Genomic DNA, 19735 nt, shown 5'->3' with positions numbered 1-19735 from the left:
AATGTTCCTGTTTGTTGTAACAGTCTAGATTCTCAGAGTTTTTATCGCATCGTCCTGGTTGAGCCAGATGCCGATTCTCAATCAATTGCATTGATTTGATGTAACCATCTTTAATAACAGTATATATTGAGTTTAAAAAAGCAGTACTGTTAGTGCTGTTTTATTCTCATTGGTGAGCATAAAAATCAAATATATAGGTGGTTTATTACTTGGTCCGAAGGTTGCTTATTTCTTTGGAGTACGGCGGTAACGTGCCCAGAAGTGAACCTCAAAAATGGCGAGGCGACTGATGTCCAGTATGCATGGAAAATCAATGAAGAAGGTGAGCGGTATTATCCTTCCCAATGACTGGGACCAGGACGGTAGCCTGATTGAGGTTGTCCTCTACGGTTCTGATGAATCCGAATTCGTCATCTCAGGTCCAAAGGAAACTGCCTTACTTGGTCTCTGTCATCATCGTGTGGAGTGCGAGGGCAAGCAGGTACTGGATAATCGGGGACGCTGGTTGCTTGTCGTTGGTCAGTGCCGGGTTCTTGGTGATGATGTGGACAGTGGCTATGACTTCAATTGGGATGGTGGTTCAGACGTCGGCCAATCTTTTCCTCGAATGTGGCGGCAATAAGCCGTGAGCACGAGTGTCCAAGGAGTTTGGTGATGCGTAGCGCAATGATGGCCAGCCATGAATGTGTTGTGGCTGTTTTTCTGAGTTTATTATTAACGATGGTGATTGCCCTGCCTGCTTCCGCTGCATTTGAGGCGACTGGTGATGAATATGTGGTCCGTGGTTTAGTCTATGAGAGTGAGGTTGGAATTGTTCTCATTAGTGAGGACGATGTGCTCTATCGACTCGAAGGACTGGACATGAGCCCGTATCTCGAGAGCATTGTCGAAGTGGTAGGCAGGGTTGTCGAAAACGAATTTGGCGAGGCTGTTATTGAGGTGTCTTTCGTCTCTCAGGAGGATGACACCGAAGAGGCCCTCGAAAAGACCAACGAAGCGGTCCAGTAGCTGCTTGGAGACGATGATATGTTTGAGCAAACCCAGACGGTAGATGTCGTGGAGAACCCCGATCAGCCTCCCTCTTCTTCCATGAAGAGGGTGACTGAGTTGATTGGGCGGCGTTTGCAGCTCAGTGTGGAAAGCGATGCCATCCGGGAATACCGGGCATTGTTTCATGCTGATGTGAGCGATAGGGACTGGAACGATTGGCGCTGGCAGATTCGTCACCGGTTGACCTCGGAGCAGGATTTTGAGCGCATGGTTGAGTTGACGGGTGACGAGCGCCAAGCTCTGCGCATGCAGCAGTGCAAGTTCCCGGCGGCGGTGACCCCGTACTATGCCGCTCTGATCAGGCACGAATCGTCTCTGGGGGGGAGTGCTCTTCGATACAGCATGATTCCCCGTCTGGCTGAAGGGTTTGTCACTATGAGCGAGTTGAACGATCCATTGGGCGAGGAGCATGACAGTCCGGTTCCTGGTATCGTGCAGCGCTACCCGGACAGGGTACTCTTTCTGACCACTGATTATTGCTCGGCCTACTGCCGCTATTGTACGCGATCTCGCCGCGTGGGCAGGCCGGAGACCAAAAGTCGGCGCATCGGGGTCTGGGACCGCGCCATCGAGTACATCCGTGAGCATCCGGAAGTCCGTGACGTCCTGTTGTCCGGGGGGGACCCCCTGACCTTGTCGGACGCGGCTCTGGAGTATCTGCTCTCGCGGCTAAGGGCCATCCCCCATGTGGAGATGATCCGGCTCGGAACCAAGACCCCGATGGTGCTGCCTCAGCGGATTACGCCTGCTTTGACCCGGATGCTCAAGCGTTATCATCCGTTGTTTGTGAGCATTCATTGCACCCATCCGGCGGAGTTGACCCCCGAGGCGGCGCAGGCCTGCAACCGTCTGGCAGACGCGGGCATTCCCTTGGGCAGCCAGACGGTACTGCTGGCAGGCGTGAATGATGATGAACTGATTTTGACATCTCTGTTCCAGGGACTGCTCAGGATGCGTGTGCGTCCATACTACCTGTATCATTGTGATCAGGTTGCAGGCACCTCGCACTTCAGGACGACGTTGGTTCGGGGGCTGGAGATTATCAGAAGTATTCGAGGTTTTACCTCCGGGTATGCCGTGCCGCACTTTGTTGTTGATTTGCCCGGAGGCGGTGGCAAGACCCCGGTCTGTCCCGAGTACCTGGTCCGTCGCGATGGCGACAAACTGGTTTTTCGCAACTACGAGGGGCGGGAATATTCCATCGCGGATCCCGTCGGGACTTTTCAAAGCAGACCGTGCGACAGCGGTCACCAAGGACCTCTGCAATGAGAATTGGCATCACCTATGACCTGAAAGAGGCATGGCTCTCCTCCGGTTATTCGTTGGAAGAAACCGCCGAATTTGACAGCCTTGAGACCGTGCAAGCCATTGAGAACGCACTGCGGTCCATGGGGCATCAACCCGTCAGGATTGGCGGGCTGGATGATCTGATGACGGCACTGTGCCGAGGGCGAAGTTGGGACATGGTCTTCAATATCGCAGAAGGGATGCATGGCTTCGGGCGAGAATCCGCCATTCCGGCGATTCTGGATGCCCGCCAGATTCCTTATACTTTTTCGGATCCCCTCGTCTTGGCTGTCAGCCTGCACAAGGCTACTGCCAAGCGGGTCGTGCGGGATTGCGGGCTGAAGACTCCTCGTTTCATTGTGGTGGAGACACCTCTGGATTTGGAGAATGCCGGTCTGAACTATCCGGTCTTTGCCAAACCCATTGCCGAGGGAACAGGCAAGGGCGTGGATGGACAGTCGTTCATCAAGACTCCTGAAGAGTTGGAGGCGACCTGTCGGGTGTTGCTGGCAAAACACCGGCAGCCCGTTCTGGTGGAAGAGTTTCTTCCTGGTCGCGAGTTCACTGTGGGTATTGTGGGCACCGGTCGGAATGCCCGAGTAGTGGGTGTGATGGAAGTGCTAGTGGACAGCGCCTACGAAGGGGGAAACTACGGCTACGAGAACAAGGCCAAGTATGAAGACCGGGTCTCCTATGTGTTGGCTTCGGGGGATGAAGCCGAGGCATCCGCTCAGTTGGCGCTCGATTCCTGGCTGGCTTTGGGCTGTCGGGATGGCGGACGTGTTGATGTCCGGATGGACAGCAGCGATAGACCCGCGTTTATCGAGGTCAACCCTCTCCCCGGGCTGCATCCCGTGGATTCGGACCTACCGATTCTCTGCGGATTGATTGGTGTTTCTTACGATTCCCTGATCGAGCAGATCGTGAACAGCGCTCTGGATCGGGTTCTGGATGATCCGGAAGTGGCACTCCTGCTGGAAGAGTTATCAGCGTTCGAATCGGAGAACGTGGCATGAAGATCGTCATGTTGTATGATGCCCCGCTTGCGGGGGCTTCTGCAGATAATCTGGACGTGCTGTTGCAGGTGCGTTGCCTTGCTGATGAGCTTCGGGCTCGTGGGCATGTGGTCCATTCCGTCTGTTTCTCATTAGATATGAATGCCGTGGCATCATCTCTGCGAGGGTTGGCACCGGACCTGGTTTTCAATCTTGTGGAGGGCGTGCAGGGCAAAGGGCGGTACATCCACCTTGCCCCGTCGCTCCTGGAGGATATGGGGCTGGTCTTTACCGGCTCAGGTAGTTCGGCCATGGCGCTGTCTTCCAACAAGCTCTTTGCCAAGGTTGTGATGAGGGCTGCAGGTATACCTACTCCGCCGTGGTGCGTCGCGAATGATTCGTCGAAGGTGCGTTATTCCGAGAGCAGGCGGTATCTCATTAAGTCGGTATGGGAACATGCCTCATTGGGATTGGAGGACGACTGCCTGGTGGATGCGAGGAGTAGTTCCGAGCTGGTTGATCCCATGCGACGGCTGAGGGCAAGGATGGGCGGTGATTGCTTTGCCGAGCGCTATGTTGAAGGACGCGAGTTCAATGTTGCCATTCTGGATAGCCCTGAAGGATTGATTGTGTTGCCCTTGGCAGAAATCCTGTTCGAGACACTGCCCCCAGGAGCTACCCCAATTGTGGGCTATCAGGCGAAGTGGGACGAAGATTCGGTTCAATACCAAGGCACGGTCCGTAGCTTTGAATTGCAGGACGCCAAGCTTGAAGAGGCGCTGAAGCGGCAGACCTTGGAGTGCTGGAAGGCTTTTGGCCTTTCGGGATATGCTCGGGTTGACTATCGCGTTGATGAGGGTGGAGGGCCGCAGGTTATCGACGTCAATGCCAACCCTTGTCTGTCTCCGGACGCGGGTTTCCAGGCGGCTTTGAAACAGGCCGGGATATCCTTTGGGACAGCTGTGGAGTGTATCGTGGATGCTGCTTTCTCCAGAGTTGGAGTTGCCCCGCAGGGGCTGGTGGCTTGAAGATGGACAGTGATACGGCAGTGATTGATCTTGGGCTACGCGACGAGGTGTGCTGGGAAGATGTCGAGACCGTGCGTGTCCTGACGGATTCCTCCGGGTTCTTCACCCCCAAGGAGGTGGAGATCGCCATGAGCCTGGTCGTTGAGCGTCTGGAACATGGGCCGGGTTGCGGGTATCATTTTCTGTTTGCGCAGGGGCCGGACAGTTGCCTTGGTTTTGCCTGCTACGGCCCCTTTGAAAATCGATCCGATTGGCATGACCTCTACTGGATCGCTGTGCGTGGCAGCCAGCGGAGTCAGGGGGTAGGCAGTCGGCTGCTCGCGGAAGTCGAGCTACGGGTGTGTGCTTCCGGTGGAGTGTGGCTGCGGGTGGAGACCAGTTCTCAACCACGCTATGAGCCCACTCGAAATTTCTATGAACGCAAGGGTTTTTTGCTGACTCGTGTGGACATCGATCATTACGCCAAAGACGATGATCGTTGCATCTACGACAAGCGGCTAGGAGCCTTGTGTGATGATGCAGGAAACAAAGGAACAATATTACAGCAGTAAGCTGGAGTGGGATGATGTCCAGGGTGAATAAGTTGCGGGAGCTGGTCTGTTTCCGGCTGCAAAGAGGGCTGTTCGCCGTGGATATCTCCACGGTGCGAGAGATTGTCAGGCCACAGCGTACGACGCGTGTTCCGAAATCGCCCGTGCATGTGTTGGGTGTGACAAACCTGCGAGGGCATGTGATCCCTGTTCTCGATCTGCGATTGAAGCTCGGGATGCAGCAGCGTGAGCAGAACACTCTCTGTCGTACGCTGGTGATGGAGATTGCCGGAGCGCTTGTGGGGTTTGCCGTGGACGAAGTCACGGGAATCGTCCGCCTGCCCTGGGACGTGATCGAGCCGGTGGATGCCCTTGGAGCACTCAAAGGCTCGGAGCTGATCTCCGGGGTGGCCAGGCATGGGGATGAACTGATTTGTCTGCTTGATTTGCGAGGCGTGGCAGAGAGCGGTGCGTCGTTGGCGTTGATGAGTGTTATTCCGGATTGGCAGGAACCGGAACCAGCTGCTCAATCCTCTGTCGTGCCCCTGAAGAAAGCCGCCTAGCGGAATGGAGTAGGTTATGAGACAGTATCGTCGGATTCTCTGTGCGGTTGATTTTTCAGAAGCCACTCCCACTGTTGCCGAACATGCGGCAATGATCGCCGAAGTGATGGATGCTCAGGTGTTGGTGGTGTATGTTGCCCCGAGTTTGAGCAGATACCGCGATTTTCAGGTCTCAGCCTCGTCAGTGACTGAGTTTGTCCAGTCCATTGTCAGCGGCGCTGAAAGAAGTATGGAGCAGGTGCTTGATAAATATTTTGCGGGGCTTGATGCCGATGGTGGGGTGTTGACTGGCTACCCGGCGGAACTCATCGTAAAAACAGCTTACGACGAACAATGCGACCTGATTGTAATTGGCACGCACGGGCGGCGCGGGGTTGGACGGATTTTGTTTGGCTCAGTGGCAGAGAAGGTGGTCAAGGAGTCATCGATTCCGGTGTTGACCATCAAACCGCTTGTGCATTGACGACTTCCCGAGTATGACCAGCCGCCCTGATGCTCCCAAGGATGGTCAGGGCGGCTTTTTTTTTGGAGGACACAATAGTGGCGCGCATCAAGAACCCCAAAATGCTCATTGGCTGGCGTGAATGGGTGGCTTTTCCCGATTGGGGAGTCCCCGGCCTCAAGGCCAAGATCGATACCGGTGCAAAGACTTCGGCGCTTCATGTCTATGAACCGGAGGTCTTTGAACGTGATGCAAAGCGGTTCCTCCGGTTTCAGATTCACCCCCTGCAGAACAGGGATGACGTCAGCATTCCCTGTGAAGCCGAGCTTGTGGAAAGACGTAGGATCACCAATTCTGGCGGGCAAACGCAACGTCGCTATGTGGTGCGGACCACTGTCGAGTTGGCTGGACGTTGCTGGCCCATTGAATTGACCCTGACCAACAGGGATCAGATGAAATTCCGCATGTTGCTTGGGCGCAGTGCCATGAGCGGACAACTGCTGGTTGATCCGCAGCTGTCCTACCAGGGCGGAAAAAGAAACACGAAGACACTCTATCCCCAGCTTGCGGAGATTGATTCATGAAGATTGCCATCCTCTCGAAGTCTAAACAACTCTACTCTACCAATTCTTTGATAGAGGCCTGTGAAGAGCGCGGTCATGAAGTTCTCGTGGTCAACCCTTTGCGTTGTTATATGAACATTGCGTCGCATAACCCGACGATTCACTATAAGGGTGAGGAGTTGAGAGATGTGGACGCAGTGATTCCTCGTATCGGCGCATCCATAACATTTTATGGCACGGCTGTTGTCCGCCAGTTCGAGATGATGGGGGTCTATTGCCTGAATGAGTCGGTGGCCATCACCCGTTCGCGGGATAAACTGAGGAGCCTGCAACTCCTGGCCCGCAAGGGAATCGGTTTGCCTGTGACCGGCTTTGCAAACTCGACCAAATTTACCGAGGACCTGATAGACATGGTCGGAGGTGCGCCCCTGGTGGTCAAGATATTGGAAGGCACCCAGGGCATCGGGGTCGTGTTGGCCGAGAACAGGCAGGCCGCACAGAGTGTTATCGAGGCTTTCCAGGGGCTTAAGGTGAACATTTTGGTGCAGGAATACATCAAGGAAGCCAAAGGACGAGATATTCGCTGTTTCGTGGTGGGAGGCAAGGTTATTGCGGCCATGGAGCGTCAGGCGGCAGCGGGGGAGTTTCGCTCCAACCTTCATCGTGGTGGAACGGCCTCGGTTATCAAGATTACCCCTGAGGAGCGATCAACTGCCGTCCGGGCTTCGAAGATTATGGGACTTAATGTTTGTGGTGTCGATATTTTGCGTTCCAATCATGGCCCCGTTGTGATGGAGGTTAATTCTTCTCCGGGGCTGGAAGGAATCGAGAAAGCCACGGGTTTGGATGTGGCAGGCAAGATCATTCGGTTTGTTGAAAAGAATGCAAGACCTGGACACACGAGGACCTCGGGCAAGGGATGATTTCAAAAGCTAGATATTCCATGCCCAAGGGGGATGTTCGGAACTCCCGCCTTGCTCTGCAATTTGGCTCCGTGCCCAATCGCTGGTAGGCTGTGTGAACAACACCAAGCACGGAGATGGAGCAATGGATCAATTGGCACCCAGGATGCGGGTCAAGATATGGCTCGAAGAGGATGAGAATATGATATTCGGGCCGGGGTGTGCCATGCTGCTGCGTGAGATTGAACGCTGTGGCTCCTTGGCCGGGGCCGTGAAAGGGCTTAAAATGTCCTACCGGGCCGCCTGGGGGCATATCAAGAAGGTCGAGGATAATCTGGGTGTGAACCTTGTGGAAAAGCAGGGGGGCAATAAATCCGGCTACAGCCTGTCCGAGCAGGGTCAGACACTGTTGGAGGCCTATGAAGCCTGGTACACCGCCGTGGAAGAGACATCTCTCAAGCTGGCTCAGCAATATTTCCCCTGGCCTGTGAAGCGCTAGTTCTGTTTGAGTATAGACAGAGAGAAAGGGCGTCCCCTCAGTGGGGGACGCCCTTTCTCGTGGGGAGTGGTGGGAGTGTTTCTATTGGGCATTCCGGGCCAGACACTGTTGAACAGCGGCTTCCCAGTCATCACTGTAGCGGGCTTTGTGGTGCTCGTCTGCCTGGCTGCGACAGTCCATCAGCACCTCGTCATTCACGCCTTGGGATTGCTGTTGGGCACAGCCCGTCGCCGTAACGATGACCAAGGCCAACAGCATAAGCAAAGTTCTCATCTCTCCTCCCTCGGGCGGCCTTGGCTTCGGGCCGGGCCGGATCATCCAAGTTTGTTCCAGGCGGTGTCGGCCACTGGCGTGTAGCCTTTGCGCTGCATAAGAATATCCAGAGGGATCAAGCCCAGCGCGGCCACATCAGGCTGGGGTTCCTCGAGATATTCACGGACATCCAGAGTGACCAGATAATGGCCACAAGCTTTGCACAGGTCGGCCCGTTCCGTTGTGTTGCTTTGGGACTGGTAGTATTCCAGCGTATCGTTTTCCTCATTACCGCAATGCGGACAGGCATGGCGCTTGAACCTCCATTGCGTGATGCAACGGGAGCAGGACAGCCAGCGCTGTGCTCCATGACCTTTCAAATATGGGTCGTCCACACCGGACTGTTTGAGCAAGGCGACGTGCGGCAGGCCACCGCAGACCGGGCAATAGCCACGCTCCCAATTATGATCTGCCATGGCCTCCTGAGCCTCACGTCCGCAGACCTGAATGATGGGGCGCATGGCGTAGGCTCCCGCCAGGGCGAGAACCTTGATGTTCAACTTTGATTTTTTGGCCAGAGCACGAATGGTTGTCTCGTCACCGGTGATACAGGCTTCCATGAGTGGGGTGGGATCGAGCATTCCGGTTTCCAGATTGTGCAGGATCAGGCCGAGGGCGTCGGATATCCCCGGAAAGGCTTGAGCCATGACGGGGAAGATCTTTCTTGCTGCCGTCAGGAAGGCATCGGCCCAATCGCCAAGGGGTTTGTCCACCATGATGGGAATACCACGAGTGAACTCTGCAGGATCGGGAGGGATGGCCGTCAGGCCAGCGGTAAGCAGTTCGGTGCGCATGCGTCCCTGAGCCAGGAGCAGGGGCTCGAAGGCTTCCAGGATGCCGCGCAATGATTCATTGGTTGCTCCCAATCTCTCAATTCCTTTCTCGATACGCTTGTTTTCTGCGTTGCCGAGCATGAGACTCTCCTGTTCTTCAGGTGTTGATGGGGGGCAATTGCCCCCCACCGGTTCTCAGGGAGGTGTCTCCTGAAACCTAACCCAGTCTGGTCAGCGGCCGTGCCAATCTGGCGAAGAGATCCTTGCGGCTCATCTTTCCGAGACCTGAGGCAATGGCGTACTTGTGCAGACGTTCAGGTTCGTCGGCCAGAAGATAGATCACGTTGACGTCGTCCGGGTTTGCCAGCGACGCTCTCGGGAACTCCTTCTTGACCGTAGCCAGGCGTTTTTCGGCCAGGCGCAGCATGTCATCTCGTTCGCCGAACTCCATGGCACCCATTGCGCAGGTGGTTACGCACATGGGCTTCAGGTTGTTCTTCACGCGGTCAATGCACATGTCGCACTTGGTCACGCGCCCGGTTGCTGTATCTCGGCGCGGGATGTCGTAAGGGCATGACTCCCGGATTTCCTCGAACTCCTCAGCGGACAGCCGTGCTGTCTGATCGGTGTAGATGATCGCACCGGTTTCATCGTCCTGGATCATGGCGCCGGGTGCATAGTCCTCGGCAACCTGCACGCAGGGCGGGGCCAGACAGTGGCGACACTGATCCGGGAAGAAGTACCATTTGACGACTCCGTCGATCAGGTGCTCGCTGAAGCGAACCAGTTTATAGTTGAACGGCGTCAGGTCCGCCGGATTCTGATGGGTCCCTCGTTGCTTTGTCTCCACGGCAGGGAGGTTGTGCCATTCCTTGCAGGCAACCTGGCATCCCCGGCAAGCCGTGCAGCGCGTGGTGTCGATGAGAAATGCCTTGGGCATGTTCGACTCCTTAAGTCTGTGCCGATCCGGGACTGGCCCGGACGGGCGGTTAACGCTACAGTTCCGTCACCTTGTCGGCTTTTCGGATATTCACCAGTGACGCCTTGTACTCCGGAATGGTCGTATTTGGATCGCCCACCGAGGGGGTCAGTCTGTTCACGGCATCACCGCACTTGGGGGTGGTCCAGCCAAAGCAGAAGGGCATTCCAACTTCATGGATGATTCTGCCTTCGACCTTGAATGGCCGCATGCGTACGGTGACCATGGCCACGGCTTCCACTCGACCTCGGGCGCTTTCCACGATGACGACGTCACCGTTTTCAATGTCCTTTTCCTTGGCAAGCTGCGGGCTCATCTCCACATACTGCTGGGGCTCGGCCTCAAGCAGCACGGGGGTGTTGCGCGTTTCGCCGCCGCCGCACCAGTGTTCGGTGAGGCAGTAAGTGGTAAGCACGATGGGGAAGCGTTTGTCACCGGGCTTGGCCATCGCGTCCGCATCACTGAAAGCCTGCTTGGCGCAGGGGTTGTTCAGCTGACGCGAGAACGGGTTGGATTTGAGCGGCGTTTCCATGGGCTCATAATGCTCGGGAAGAGGACCGTCCTGACGACCGGGGCCGAAGAGTTGGGCATGTCCTTCCTTGTGCATGATGAACGGATAGCGCCCCTTGCCGGTATCCAGCGGCGGCCAGCCTCCGTCAGGGATGTCACCGACCCATTTGCCGTTCTTCCATTCGATAACGGCCTTGGCCGGATTCCAGGGCTTGCCGCTGGGATCCACCGAGGCGCGGTTGTAGAGGACGCGGCGATTCACAGGCCAGGCCCAGGAGAAGTTCGGGAAGAGCCCGATATTCTTCTGCATGGGAGTCTGGTCGTGGTCGCGGCGTTTGGCCAGGTTGCCGGAGTCAGGGTACGAACCGCATTGCAGCCAGTTGGTGCTCACGGTGGACCCGTCGTCGGTCAGCTTGGTGAAGCTCGGAACCTGCTGGCCCTTCTTGTACAGCTTGCCGCCGATTTCGACATCGCGGGTGAACCAGCCATTGTTGCGTTTGGCCATCATGTCCGGGTTGTAGTCCGTGGGCCAATCCATGTTCACGATGGGTTCGGGGAAGACACCGTTTTCTTCACGATACAGGCGGCGGACCGCATTCATGATGTCCACCACCATGGCGCCCATGGGCTTGGATTGGGCAATGGGAGGCTGTGCCATGTAATGCCACATCATCCAGCGCCCGGAGTTGGTCACGCTACCTTCCTTTTCGCCGCGCTGAGCGCTGGGTAGCAGGAAGACCTCGGTGCCGATCTTTTCGGGGTCCGCACCTGGCCTGCGCCAGAAGTCGCTGGTTTCGGTGTGGTGAAGCTCGCCCACCACCAGCCAATCCAGGTTCTCCATGGCCTTGCGCACCTTGTTGGTATTGGGCGCGCTCTGGGCCGGGTTGGTGCCGTACACGAAGCCGCCCTTGACCTCTCCCTTGTACATCCTGTCGAACAGGAAGATGTAGGAGTAGTCGCCGTTGTCATCGCAACGGGGCAGCCAGTCATAGCCAAAGCCGTTCTCGGGGGTGGCATTGTCGCCGAACCAACCCTTCAACAGGCTGACCATGTACTTGGGTTTGTGTTGCCACCAGTTGGCACTTTGCGGGTCATTACTGACCGGGGTGTTGGCCTTGTTGTAAGACTCCAGGCTGTCCCACTTGGCCCTGGGCACCGGCAGGTAGCCGGGCAGGATGTGGTACAGAATACAGTGGTCTGTGGAGCCCTGCACGTTGGGCTCGCCACGCAGGGCGTTGATACCACCACCTGCCACGCCGATGTTGCCGAGCAGCAACTGCACGATGGCCGACAGGCGGATGTTCTGCACGCCCACAGTGTGCTGAGTCCAGCCCAGGGCATACATGATGGTTCCGGCCTGATCCCGCTTGCCCGTTGCTGCAAAGGTCTCGTAGACCCTCATCAGCTCTTTCTTGGGCACGCCGGTGGTGCTGGAAACCTTGTCCAGGTTGTAGCGGGAGTAATGCTTGTGCATCAGGTTCAGGACACAACGGTCGTGCTTGAAGGTCTTGTCCCTTCTGGGCACGCCGTTTTTATCCATTTCAAAGGCCCATTTCTTTTTGTTGTACGACTTCTTGGATTTGTCGAAACCAGCAAACAGACCGTTGGAGAACGAGAAGTCCTTGCCCACGATGAAGGCGGCGTTGGTGTACTCGGCCACGTACTCATGGAAGTACTTGTCGTTGTCGAGGATGTATTTCACCAGACCGCCCATGAAGGCGATATCGGTGCCGGAGCGCAGGGGAACATGGAAGTCGCTGCGTGCCGAAGTTCTGGAGAATTTGGGATCGACATGCATCACCTTGGCGCCCTTGTCCTTGGCCTTGAGCACCCACTTGAATGAGATGGGATGGTGCTCAGCCGCGTTACTCCCCATGATGAGGATGGCGTCTGCGTTAGCGATATCGGTCCAGTGGTTGGTCATCGCGCCGCGTCCGAACGACTCTGCCAGAGCCGCAACAGTAGCGCTGTGTCAGATACGTGCCTGGTGGTCCATGTGGACGACACCCAGGCCGCGCAACCCTTGGTGAGCAAGGGTACACTCTTCGTTGTCCATCTGCGAGGTGCCCAGCTGGAAAATGGATTCCACCCGGTTGACCCGCTTGCCTTCATCATTGAACTTCTTGAAGTCGCGGTCGCGGGTATCCTTGACCTTGCGAGCGATCCTCTTGAGCGTCCAATCCCAGTCCTTTTCTTCCCAATGGTCGGAATGTGCAGCACGATACAGGGGCTTTTCAAGGCGATGTTTGCCGGTGTGCATGGACAACAGCGCTGCCCCCTTGGCGCACAACGCGCCTTCGCTCACCGGATAATCCGGGTCGCCTTCCACACTAATGACCTTGCCGTCCTTGACGTGCATCAGCACGTTGCAGCAGCAGGCACAGAAGGGACATATGGAAATGACCTCCTTGGCCCCCTCGATCTTCATCCCGTAGGCCTGAGCCTCAACGGGAGTAAGATCGAGGCCGAGCTGCCCGAGAGTCAGGCCGACGACGCCTACTCCCGTTGCTTTCATGAATCCTCGTCTGGTGATCTTCATATCCTTTCCTCCGTTGTTTCCCTCGGCTTGAGCGAGCCGGCCGGCTTGCCGTGGGGTATGAAACGGTACCGTATTGCTATGCTCAAACGAGCATAATAGCTTCTGTGACTGACTGAAGGCGGCGCACCTCGCTGCCTTCAGATCAGATGCGGGATTACCCCGCAGAGCATCTCTCCGGTTATTTACCGAAGGGGCACTTGGGGAATGTGCAGGTCTTGCATTCGCTGCACATGCCGCCGTGTCCGAGCCGAGCCAGGTCGCGCCTGTTCAGCTCACATCCTGCCAGCAGCCTGGGCAATAAAAGATCCAGGCTGGTGGTTTTGTAAAAGAGCGCACAGGCGGGAACGCCCAAAACCTGCACTTCGCCGATTTTGGCAAGCAGGGTCATGGCGCCGGGCAGGATCGGGGCGCCGTAGAGAACGTCCTCGGCCCCGGCATCGACGAGGCCCTGACGGGTCACATCATCGGGATCAACGCTCAGGCCTGCTGTGGTAATGATCAGGTCACAGCCGGTGGCGATAAATTTCTGAATACCTTCACAAACGGCACTGCGATCATCAGGCACGACGGTGGTTCCACCAGCAGTACATCCCAGTGCCTCGAGTTTATTGGAAATGACGGGTTCGAATTTATCCTCGATCAGACCGTTGGCGACCTCGGTTCCTGTGACGAGGATACCAACCTGAGCCGGGCGCAAAGGCAGTACATTCAGAACGGGGCTATCATCGAGGATGCGCGTGGCCTGCCCCAGAGCGCTCTCAGGGAGGTAGAGCGGAATGGCCCTTGTCGCACCGATGCGTGCACCCTGTTTCACGAGGAGACCATCATGCCGTGTGGCAGCCATGACGCCGGAGACCATGTTGAAGGCTTCCAGGATATCGGTGTTGATCTGAAGAAGTCCGTCGCAGGCAGCAACAAGATTTGCCTTGCCCTCCCGGATGTCTCCCATGAGTTCCACTCCGGTACCAGAGAGCCCCAGGGCAAAGGCCCGGGCCGCATCATCTTCATGGACCCACCCCTCGGAGGCCGCGGTGGTCCGTTCGACATAAATATGGTTCTTGCCCATCTGTTGCAGGCGACAGACATCTCCTGCGCTCAGTACCTGACCTCGAGTGAAGGCTGGCCCTTTTTCAACTCCGGGATCGATGCGGGTCATGTCGTGCAGCGCAGCCTGGCCCACTGCCTCGTCCACGGGCAGAACAGTCAGATCTGCGGGGCCGTCGAAGGCTGATCCGGGATTGGGCGTAATATCGTACGGGGCCTCTCCCTGGCAGAATCGGCAGATGCGCCCGTGATCAAGGGGGTAGGGCTGATTGCATAATGGACAACTGGCGATGCGTCCCTTGCCTTTGCGGGCCACGGCCTGTGTTTGGACGTTGACGGGAGTAATACGGCAGACATTGATTCCTGCCTGTGCAATTTGCTGGCGCAGCAGAACAGAATCCTGTTCCCGCTTGGGCTTGGTCTTCATGAGCCAGGTGTGCATCTCGGACCAGCGCGACAGGAGCTTCTCGTCCACAGCAACCCGGACACCGATACCATTGCTTTTATCATAGAGGGTGACCGCATAGATTCCCAGATTCAGAACCTTGAGCCAGCCATTCCCAACTGTACACGGAGTAAGCATCTGTACGGCATCGGGCAGACACCATGCTGTTTCGGCAATGGCATCGAATAATACCCCTTCGGGGATGTGGGATTTGGCTTCTTCCACCATGAACCCCCCGAGTAACAGACCCGGTGCCGGATATCCGTGAAACTGTCTGGCGCGTTCAACGAATTCATCAAAGGTATCTGTTCCGACGGTTGCTTGATTCACAGTTGAGGTCTCCTGAGTGCTATTTTTATTGTGCCTATTTAGACATATAAAATAGCCGCTAGCCTTGAGGCAGGTTCAAGTCAACGAGATGTTAAGTGTTCAATGTTTTGCACACGATAAATATCTATTTTGTTCCGATTTTACTGTTCATTATTATCTTTCATCGTGTTGGTGTGGCGGGCTGTGTTTATCTATCGGACGTAGCGGGACCCATGACGAATGAGTTTAATTTGTGATACTGAAGGCTAATGTGATAGGTGAAGCTCTGGGGGTTTCCCCTACCTCCGATGGTAGGGTGGAACGCTGACATGGTTTTTTAGCAGCGTATGCAATGGTTGCAGTATCATCGGAAGGTTTAGGCATCTGTCTGTAAATATTGGATAAAAAATATAATTTTACGGCCGGATATGGTGATGGTTTGGGTGAAACTTATGAAGATTTTGTTATTTATCACAATAAATTAGATAGTTATGCTTTGTATGTGGGTTTTCTAATGAGTAGGGCTGATATGTCACAAGCAGCATTGCTCGGTTATGGGTATTCCCCCCATTTATTCTCATAAGTGTTGTCTTTAAAGGAAAAATGAAGCTAGAATTTGATTACTTGTCAACCAAAGTGATGTTGGCAAGTGTGGTGTTTATAGCCGGGAGTTGGGCAAAAAGGAGTGTGCATGTTTCGACGTTTTTCCATCTCAGTAAGGGTGTTTTCCATCCTCGTCCTGTTGGTTTTGTTTGTGGGGGGCGTTGTTGCTGGCTTTTATTCCAATTCAATGAAGATCAAGGATATTGGTCTGGAAAACCTTAATGCCGAAATGCTTGAGGGGCAGAAGGTAAAACTCAAAGTGGCCTCCGATGCCTTGGCGCACACTTTGGGTAAGGCTTTGAAAGGACTGGATGGCGAGGAACGGGACGAAAAAGCTCGCTCATTGCTCGAAGGCTTTGTCTTTGAAGAGGATGGGTCCGGATATTTTTTCGTGGCCCGTAAGACGGTATTGGTTGCCCACTTGAAGGCTTCACTTGTGGGTAAGGATCTTGGTCAGACCAAGGACAAGAACGGTCTGTTGTTTATGGGCGAATTAGCCCAGAAGGCGGCTTCCGGTGGTGGTTATGTCGAGTACGTCTGGCCCAAACCCGGGGCAGGAGATCAACCCAAGCTGAGCTATGCCCAGAAGATTCCCGGAACTGATCTTTGGACAGGAACGGGCGTATATATTGACAACATCGAAGCCCGGAAGTTGGAAGTTGCCGGTGTGATTGAAGACAACGTCAGCAGGAATACAACGGTCATTCTGGGGGTGGTGGGGTCCCTGCTTGTACTGGTCGTGATTCCGCTGTCGTGGTTGATCGTGCGAAGTGTGGTCGGGCCGATTCGCGAAGCCACCCAGGCTTCGCAGGATATTGCCAATGGCGATTTCGCTGTTCATGTTGATGAAAGTGGGCGTGACGAAGCGGCTCAGTTGGCTAAGGCTCTCAATGCCATGGCGAGTACACTTGCCACGAACATTGAAGAGATCAACGCCAAGACCGAGGAAGCCGAGAACAAGGCCGCTCAAGCTGAGATCGCTACCCAGGAAGCCAATGAAGCCAAGGCCAAGGCTGAAACCGCCAAGGCCGAGGGCATGTTCCAGGCAGCGACTCGCCTTGAGGTGATTGTCGAACGCATTTCCGCTGCCTCTGAGGAAATGTCCAGCCAGGGCGAGGAAATTAGGCAGGGTACTGACGTACAGTCTGAGCGGATTGCTTCCACAGCAACGGCCATGGAAGAAATGAACGCTACCGTGCTTGAAGTCGCCCGTAATTCTGCCGAGGCTGCCCAGAGAGGCGATGAGGCCCGTCAGGAAGCTCAGGATGGTGCTCGAGTGGTCGGCATGTCAATCGAGGCCATGAATACCACTCGCGATCAGGCCGCAGAGCTTAAGGACAATATGGAAGTCCTCGGCCAACAAGCTGAATCCATCGGTGCCATCATGACCGTTATTGAGGATATTGCGGATCAGACAAACCTGTTGGCCCTGAACGCAGCCATTGAGGCGGCCCGGGCAGGTGAGGCTGGTCGAGGCTTTGCCGTTGTTGCCGACGAGGTACGCAAATTGGCCGAGAAGACCATGGGAGCCACTAAGGAAGTTGGCGATTCCATTCGCTCCATTCAGGGCGTGGCTAGTCAGAATATTGAATCCATGGACAAAGCCGTTCGTGATCTTGAAAAGGCCGTGCAGTTGACTCATGAGTCCGGCGAGGCTTTGCAGCGCATCGTGGCCGGTGTGGAAGATTCTTCACAGCAGATCAATAGCATTGCCACTGCAGCCGAAGAACAGTCCGCCACTTCCGAAGAGATCAACCGTTCGGTGGATGAGATCAATCGCATTACCTCGGAAACAGCCGCAGGTGTCGCTCAGTCTGCTGAGGCCTTGCGTGATTTGTCCGAACAGATGTCCGAGCTGAGCACCGTGGTTCGGGAATTGAAGGAAGAAGGCAGCGTGTAATTCGATAATCCAAGAGTGGTTCAGCCTCTGATCAATAATCATGCGTAGAAGCCAATTCCAAAGGGATGCCATCAGGGCATCCCTTTTTTTTGCAGCCACCTGGAGATGGCAGATGAAGGAAGAGGCCAATGTCGCCAGAATCATCAATATCAATAACTAAAGGCATGAAAAAAATCGCATCGCCATACAACCTTGTTGTGTTTGTCACCGTCCCGTCATTCCTCGTGAAATGAAATCGGTTACATTTTGATTTGAGCACGGGGAAATGCTATTAAATTTGACCTCCCCCTTCCCTTTTTATCAACCTCGATGTAAACGGTTACATGTTATGGCAACAATCAGAGACGTAGCAGAAATGGCAGGTGTTTCGGTAGCCAGTGTTTCGCGATTCATCAACAGCCCGGACAAAGTACGGGCCGAGACTCGTGAACGCATTCGCTTGGCTATGCAAGAATGCAACTACCGCTATAACTACGTGGCCAAGGTTTTTGCCACGCAACGCACCCAGACCATCGGGCTGGTGATTCCCACTATCACCAATACCGTGTTCGCGGATTCCACACGTGGATTACAGGACGAGGCGACCCGGCGTGGCTATCAGGTGTTGATGGTCAATGCGGATTACGATCCCGACGCCGAGGGTGAGTTGGTGCGCCATCTGCTGGAGCGGCAGGTGGATGGACTGGTGATTACCGCTTCGGACCCGCATGGGGCCATTGCCGGAGAACTCGCAACTGCGGGGATTCCGGCTGTTTTCCTGTATAGCACCCTGTCCGAGGGGCCGGTGTCCAGCGTGGGCATCGACAATGAACGTGGCGGCTTCGATGCCACCGCGCATCTGGCAGACCTTGGGCATGAGCGCATCGCCATGCTCGCCGGATCTTTCACATCTTCGGATCGAAGTCGTCATCGTTATGATGGCTACCGGCGCTGTTTATCTGAGCGTGGATTGGAGTTTGAACCTGGGCTGGTTGTTGAAATCCCCTACGGCCTTGAACATTGCCGAGAGGGTGTTGCGCGCCTGATGGAGGCCGCACAACCGCCTACTGCGATCTTCGCATCCAATGATTTGATGGCCATCGGTGTCATGGGAGAACTGCGGGCCTTTGGCTTGTCTGTTCCTCGTGATGTGTCTGTGGTGGGGTTCGATGACGTTCTCATGTCATCGTATGTCGCCCCAAGACTGACGACGATTCGGCAACCTGTCTACGAGATGGGGCGGCGAGCCGCGCAGATGGTTCTGGATGCCTTGGACCGGGGAGGGCAGAGCGTTCCCCGGCATTTGATTCTCGATCATGAGCTGGTTGTAAGAGAGTCCACCGCTTCCCTGCGCCGGGCTTGAGTGGGGCCCGGAGTGGAGGGGACTTTCTGATGTTCCCGGACCTGCCACCTAAGGAGATTGAAATGAAACGTGTCGCATTATTCCTTGCCATGGCCATGTTTGCCCTCTTCAGCGCTGGCATGGCTAGCGCTTCCGAAGATGCCATCTGCTACAACTGTCCTCCTGAATGGGCTGACTGGGGTACCCAGTTGAAGACCATCGAAAAGGAATTGGACATCAAACTGCCTCATGACAACAAGAACTCCGGGCAGACTCTGTCCCAGTTGATCGCCGAAAAGGATCATCCTGTTGCCGATGTGGCCTACTATGGTGTGTCCTTTGGTATCAAGGCCAAGGAGTCCGGTGTCGTTGCTCCTTACAAACCCGCACATTGGGACGATATTCCTGCCGGTTTGAAGGATTCCGAAGGCTACTGGTTCACCATTCACTCCGGAACCATCGGCTTCTTCGTGAACAAGGATGCCCTGGAGGGCAACCCCGTTCCCCGTTCCTGGAATGACCTGCTGGATCCTCGCTACAAGGGCATGGTCGGTTACCTTGATCCCACCTCCGCTTTCGTGGGCTATGCTTCCGCCACGGCAGTCAACCTGGCCATGGGTGGCAGCCTTGATGATTTCGGTCCTGGTATCGAGTTCATGAAGAAGCTGAAGAAGAACGATCCCATCGTGCCCAAGCAGACGTCCTATGCCCGTGTGCTCTCCGGTGAGATTCCAATTCTGTTCGACTATGATTTCAATGCTTACCGCGCCAAGTACAAGGATGAAGCCAACGTTGAGTTCGTGATTCCCGCCGAAGGTTCTATCATCGTGCCTTACGTCATGAGTCTCGTGAAGAACAGTGAGCACCCCGAGCTCGGCAAGAAGATTCTGGACTTCATCATGAGTGACAAGGGCCAGGCCGTATGGGCCAACGCCTTCCTGAAGCCCGTGCGCGCCTCTGCCATGAGCAAGGAAGTGGCTGCCAAGTTCCTGCCCGAGTCCGACTATGCCCGCGCCAAGCCCATCGACTATGGAAAGATGGCCGTGGTGCAGGACAACTTCCGCGACCGTTACCGCGCCGAGGTGCGATAACTTCTTTCTCTTGTCTCTAGAGCGGGGCTTCGGCCCCGCTTTTTTCAAAG

19 protein-coding genes are annotated in these 19735 nt (G+C 55.4%); 14 read left to right on the top strand and 5 right to left on the bottom strand.

The genetic code is table 11. From position 1 onward, the window contains the following. Nucleotides 1–313: 313 nt before the first annotated feature. From EL361_RS06845 to EL361_RS06795, 11 genes are all read left to right on the top strand, one after another. Nucleotides 314–622, top strand: a complete 309-nt coding sequence (locus EL361_RS06845) for a hypothetical protein (RefSeq protein WP_126377907.1) — start codon at nt 314–316, stop codon at nt 620–622. A gap of 32 nt (nt 623–654) precedes the next feature. Continuing rightward, nucleotides 655–1008 carry a hypothetical protein gene (locus EL361_RS06840; protein ID WP_126377902.1) on the top strand — a complete coding sequence of 118 codons (354 nt, stop codon included), beginning with the start codon at nt 655–657 and terminating at the stop codon, nt 1006–1008. 18 nt (nt 1009–1026) lie between these two features. Further along, nucleotides 1027–2319 carry a KamA family radical SAM protein gene (locus EL361_RS06835; RefSeq protein WP_126377900.1) on the top strand — a complete coding sequence of 431 codons (1293 nt, stop codon included), beginning with the start codon at nt 1027–1029 and terminating at the stop codon, nt 2317–2319. Continuing rightward, a complete protein-coding gene (locus tag EL361_RS06830; RefSeq protein ID WP_126377898.1) occupies nt 2316–3353 on the top strand; it encodes a D-alanine--D-alanine ligase family protein in 1038 nt (345 codons plus the stop codon). The genes EL361_RS06835 and EL361_RS06830 overlap by 4 nt, the downstream gene beginning before the upstream one ends. Further along, complete coding sequence (locus tag EL361_RS06825) at nt 3350–4360, top strand: D-alanine--D-alanine ligase family protein (protein ID WP_126377896.1); 1011 nt, start codon at nt 3350–3352, stop codon at nt 4358–4360. The genes EL361_RS06830 and EL361_RS06825 overlap by 4 nt, the downstream gene beginning before the upstream one ends. 2 nt (nt 4361–4362) lie before the next feature. Then, a complete protein-coding gene (locus EL361_RS06820) occupies nt 4363–4911 on the top strand; it encodes a GNAT family N-acetyltransferase (RefSeq protein ID WP_126377893.1) in 549 nt (182 codons plus the stop codon). Between the two features lie 23 nt (nt 4912–4934). Continuing rightward, the gene (locus EL361_RS06815) at nt 4935–5453 is read left to right on the top strand and encodes a chemotaxis protein CheW (protein ID WP_172961659.1); all 519 of its coding nucleotides are present in this window, start codon (nt 4935–4937) and stop codon (nt 5451–5453) included. Nucleotides 5454–5469: 16 nt separating this feature from the next. Continuing rightward, nucleotides 5470–5916 carry a universal stress protein gene (locus EL361_RS06810; protein ID WP_126377889.1) on the top strand — a complete coding sequence of 149 codons (447 nt, stop codon included), beginning with the start codon at nt 5470–5472 and terminating at the stop codon, nt 5914–5916. A gap of 77 nt (nt 5917–5993) precedes the next feature. Beyond that, nucleotides 5994–6479 (top strand): ATP-dependent zinc protease family protein, encoded by a 486-nt coding sequence (locus EL361_RS06805; RefSeq protein WP_232034893.1) that lies wholly within the window; start codon nt 5994–5996, stop codon nt 6477–6479. Next, the gene (gene rimK, locus EL361_RS06800; RefSeq protein ID WP_126377887.1) at nt 6476–7381 is read left to right on the top strand and encodes a 30S ribosomal protein S6--L-glutamate ligase; all 906 of its coding nucleotides are present in this window, start codon (nt 6476–6478) and stop codon (nt 7379–7381) included. The genes EL361_RS06805 and rimK overlap by 4 nt, the downstream gene beginning before the upstream one ends. Before the next feature lie 124 nt (nt 7382–7505). Then, complete coding sequence (locus tag EL361_RS06795; protein ID WP_126377885.1) at nt 7506–7859, top strand: winged helix-turn-helix domain-containing protein; 354 nt, start codon at nt 7506–7508, stop codon at nt 7857–7859. Nucleotides 7860–7940: 81 nt separating this feature from the next. Here EL361_RS06795 and EL361_RS06790 read toward each other — a convergent pair whose 3' ends face one another. From EL361_RS06790 to EL361_RS06770, 5 genes are all read right to left on the bottom strand, one after another. Beyond that, nucleotides 7941–8132, bottom strand: coding sequence for a hypothetical protein (locus EL361_RS06790; protein WP_126377883.1), 192 nt, complete (start codon nt 8130–8132; stop codon nt 7941–7943). A 41-nt stretch (nt 8133–8173) separates the two neighbouring features. Then, on the bottom strand, nt 8174–9085 hold the full coding sequence (locus EL361_RS06785) for a formate dehydrogenase accessory protein FdhE (RefSeq protein ID WP_126377881.1): 912 nt from the start codon (nt 9083–9085) through the stop codon (nt 8174–8176). A 76-nt stretch (nt 9086–9161) separates the two neighbouring features. After that, entirely contained in the window at nt 9162–9884 is a 723-nt protein-coding gene (locus EL361_RS06780; RefSeq protein ID WP_126377879.1) for a 4Fe-4S dicluster domain-containing protein, read from the bottom strand. Nucleotides 9885–9939: 55 nt separating this feature from the next. Next, the gene (fdnG, locus tag EL361_RS06775; protein ID WP_126377878.1) at nt 9940–12972 is read right to left on the bottom strand and encodes a formate dehydrogenase-N subunit alpha; all 3033 of its coding nucleotides are present in this window, start codon (nt 12970–12972) and stop codon (nt 9940–9942) included. 178 nt (nt 12973–13150) lie between these two features. Continuing rightward, complete coding sequence (locus tag EL361_RS06770) at nt 13151–14791, bottom strand: FmdE family protein (protein WP_232034892.1); 1641 nt, start codon at nt 14789–14791, stop codon at nt 13151–13153. A gap of 670 nt (nt 14792–15461) precedes the next feature. Here EL361_RS06770 and EL361_RS06765 point away from each other — a divergent pair. From EL361_RS06765 to EL361_RS06755, 3 genes are all read left to right on the top strand, one after another. Then, entirely contained in the window at nt 15462–17273 is a 1812-nt protein-coding gene (locus EL361_RS06765; RefSeq protein ID WP_126377874.1) for a methyl-accepting chemotaxis protein, read from the top strand. Between the two features lie 328 nt (nt 17274–17601). After that, nucleotides 17602–18615: a LacI family DNA-binding transcriptional regulator gene (locus EL361_RS06760; RefSeq protein ID WP_172961658.1), complete on the top strand. Its 1014-nt coding sequence runs from the start codon at nt 17602–17604 to the stop codon at nt 18613–18615. A gap of 62 nt (nt 18616–18677) precedes the next feature. Beyond that, nucleotides 18678–19685 (top strand): ABC transporter substrate-binding protein, encoded by a 1008-nt coding sequence (locus EL361_RS06755; protein ID WP_126377870.1) that lies wholly within the window; start codon nt 18678–18680, stop codon nt 19683–19685. The last annotated feature ends 50 nt before the right edge of the window (nt 19686–19735 follow it).

The organism is Desulfovibrio ferrophilus (assembly GCF_003966735.1).
GTDB lineage: Bacteria > Desulfobacterota > Desulfovibrionia > Desulfovibrionales > Desulfovibrionaceae > Desulfovibrio_Q > Desulfovibrio_Q ferrophilus.
This window is presented reverse-complemented; position numbering and strand designations above follow the sequence as displayed.

Coding starts and splice junctions, on each gene's coding strand:
- rimK (WP_126377887.1), top strand. CDS start 6,476: ATGAAGATTGCCATCCTCTCGAAGTCTAAACAACTCTACTCTACCAAT.
- EL361_RS06820 (WP_126377893.1), top strand. CDS start 4,363: ATGGACAGTGATACGGCAGTGATTGATCTTGGGCTACGCGACGAGGTG.
- EL361_RS06845 (WP_126377907.1), top strand. CDS start 314: ATGAAGAAGGTGAGCGGTATTATCCTTCCCAATGACTGGGACCAGGAC.
- EL361_RS06785 (WP_126377881.1), bottom strand. CDS start 9,085: ATGCTCGGCAACGCAGAAAACAAGCGTATCGAGAAAGGAATTGAGAGA.
- EL361_RS06810 (WP_126377889.1), top strand. CDS start 5,470: ATGAGACAGTATCGTCGGATTCTCTGTGCGGTTGATTTTTCAGAAGCC.
- EL361_RS06825 (WP_126377896.1), top strand. CDS start 3,350: ATGAAGATCGTCATGTTGTATGATGCCCCGCTTGCGGGGGCTTCTGCA.
- EL361_RS06830 (WP_126377898.1), top strand. CDS start 2,316: ATGAGAATTGGCATCACCTATGACCTGAAAGAGGCATGGCTCTCCTCC.
- EL361_RS06840 (WP_126377902.1), top strand. CDS start 655: ATGCGTAGCGCAATGATGGCCAGCCATGAATGTGTTGTGGCTGTTTTT.
- EL361_RS06790 (WP_126377883.1), bottom strand. CDS start 8,132: ATGAGAACTTTGCTTATGCTGTTGGCCTTGGTCATCGTTACGGCGACG.
- EL361_RS06795 (WP_126377885.1), top strand. CDS start 7,506: ATGGATCAATTGGCACCCAGGATGCGGGTCAAGATATGGCTCGAAGAG.
- EL361_RS06765 (WP_126377874.1), top strand. CDS start 15,462: ATGTTTCGACGTTTTTCCATCTCAGTAAGGGTGTTTTCCATCCTCGTC.
- EL361_RS06780 (WP_126377879.1), bottom strand. CDS start 9,884: ATGCCCAAGGCATTTCTCATCGACACCACGCGCTGCACGGCTTGCCGG.
- EL361_RS06835 (WP_126377900.1), top strand. CDS start 1,027: ATGTTTGAGCAAACCCAGACGGTAGATGTCGTGGAGAACCCCGATCAG.
- EL361_RS06760 (WP_172961658.1), top strand. CDS start 17,602: ATGGCAACAATCAGAGACGTAGCAGAAATGGCAGGTGTTTCGGTAGCC.
- EL361_RS06755 (WP_126377870.1), top strand. CDS start 18,678: ATGAAACGTGTCGCATTATTCCTTGCCATGGCCATGTTTGCCCTCTTC.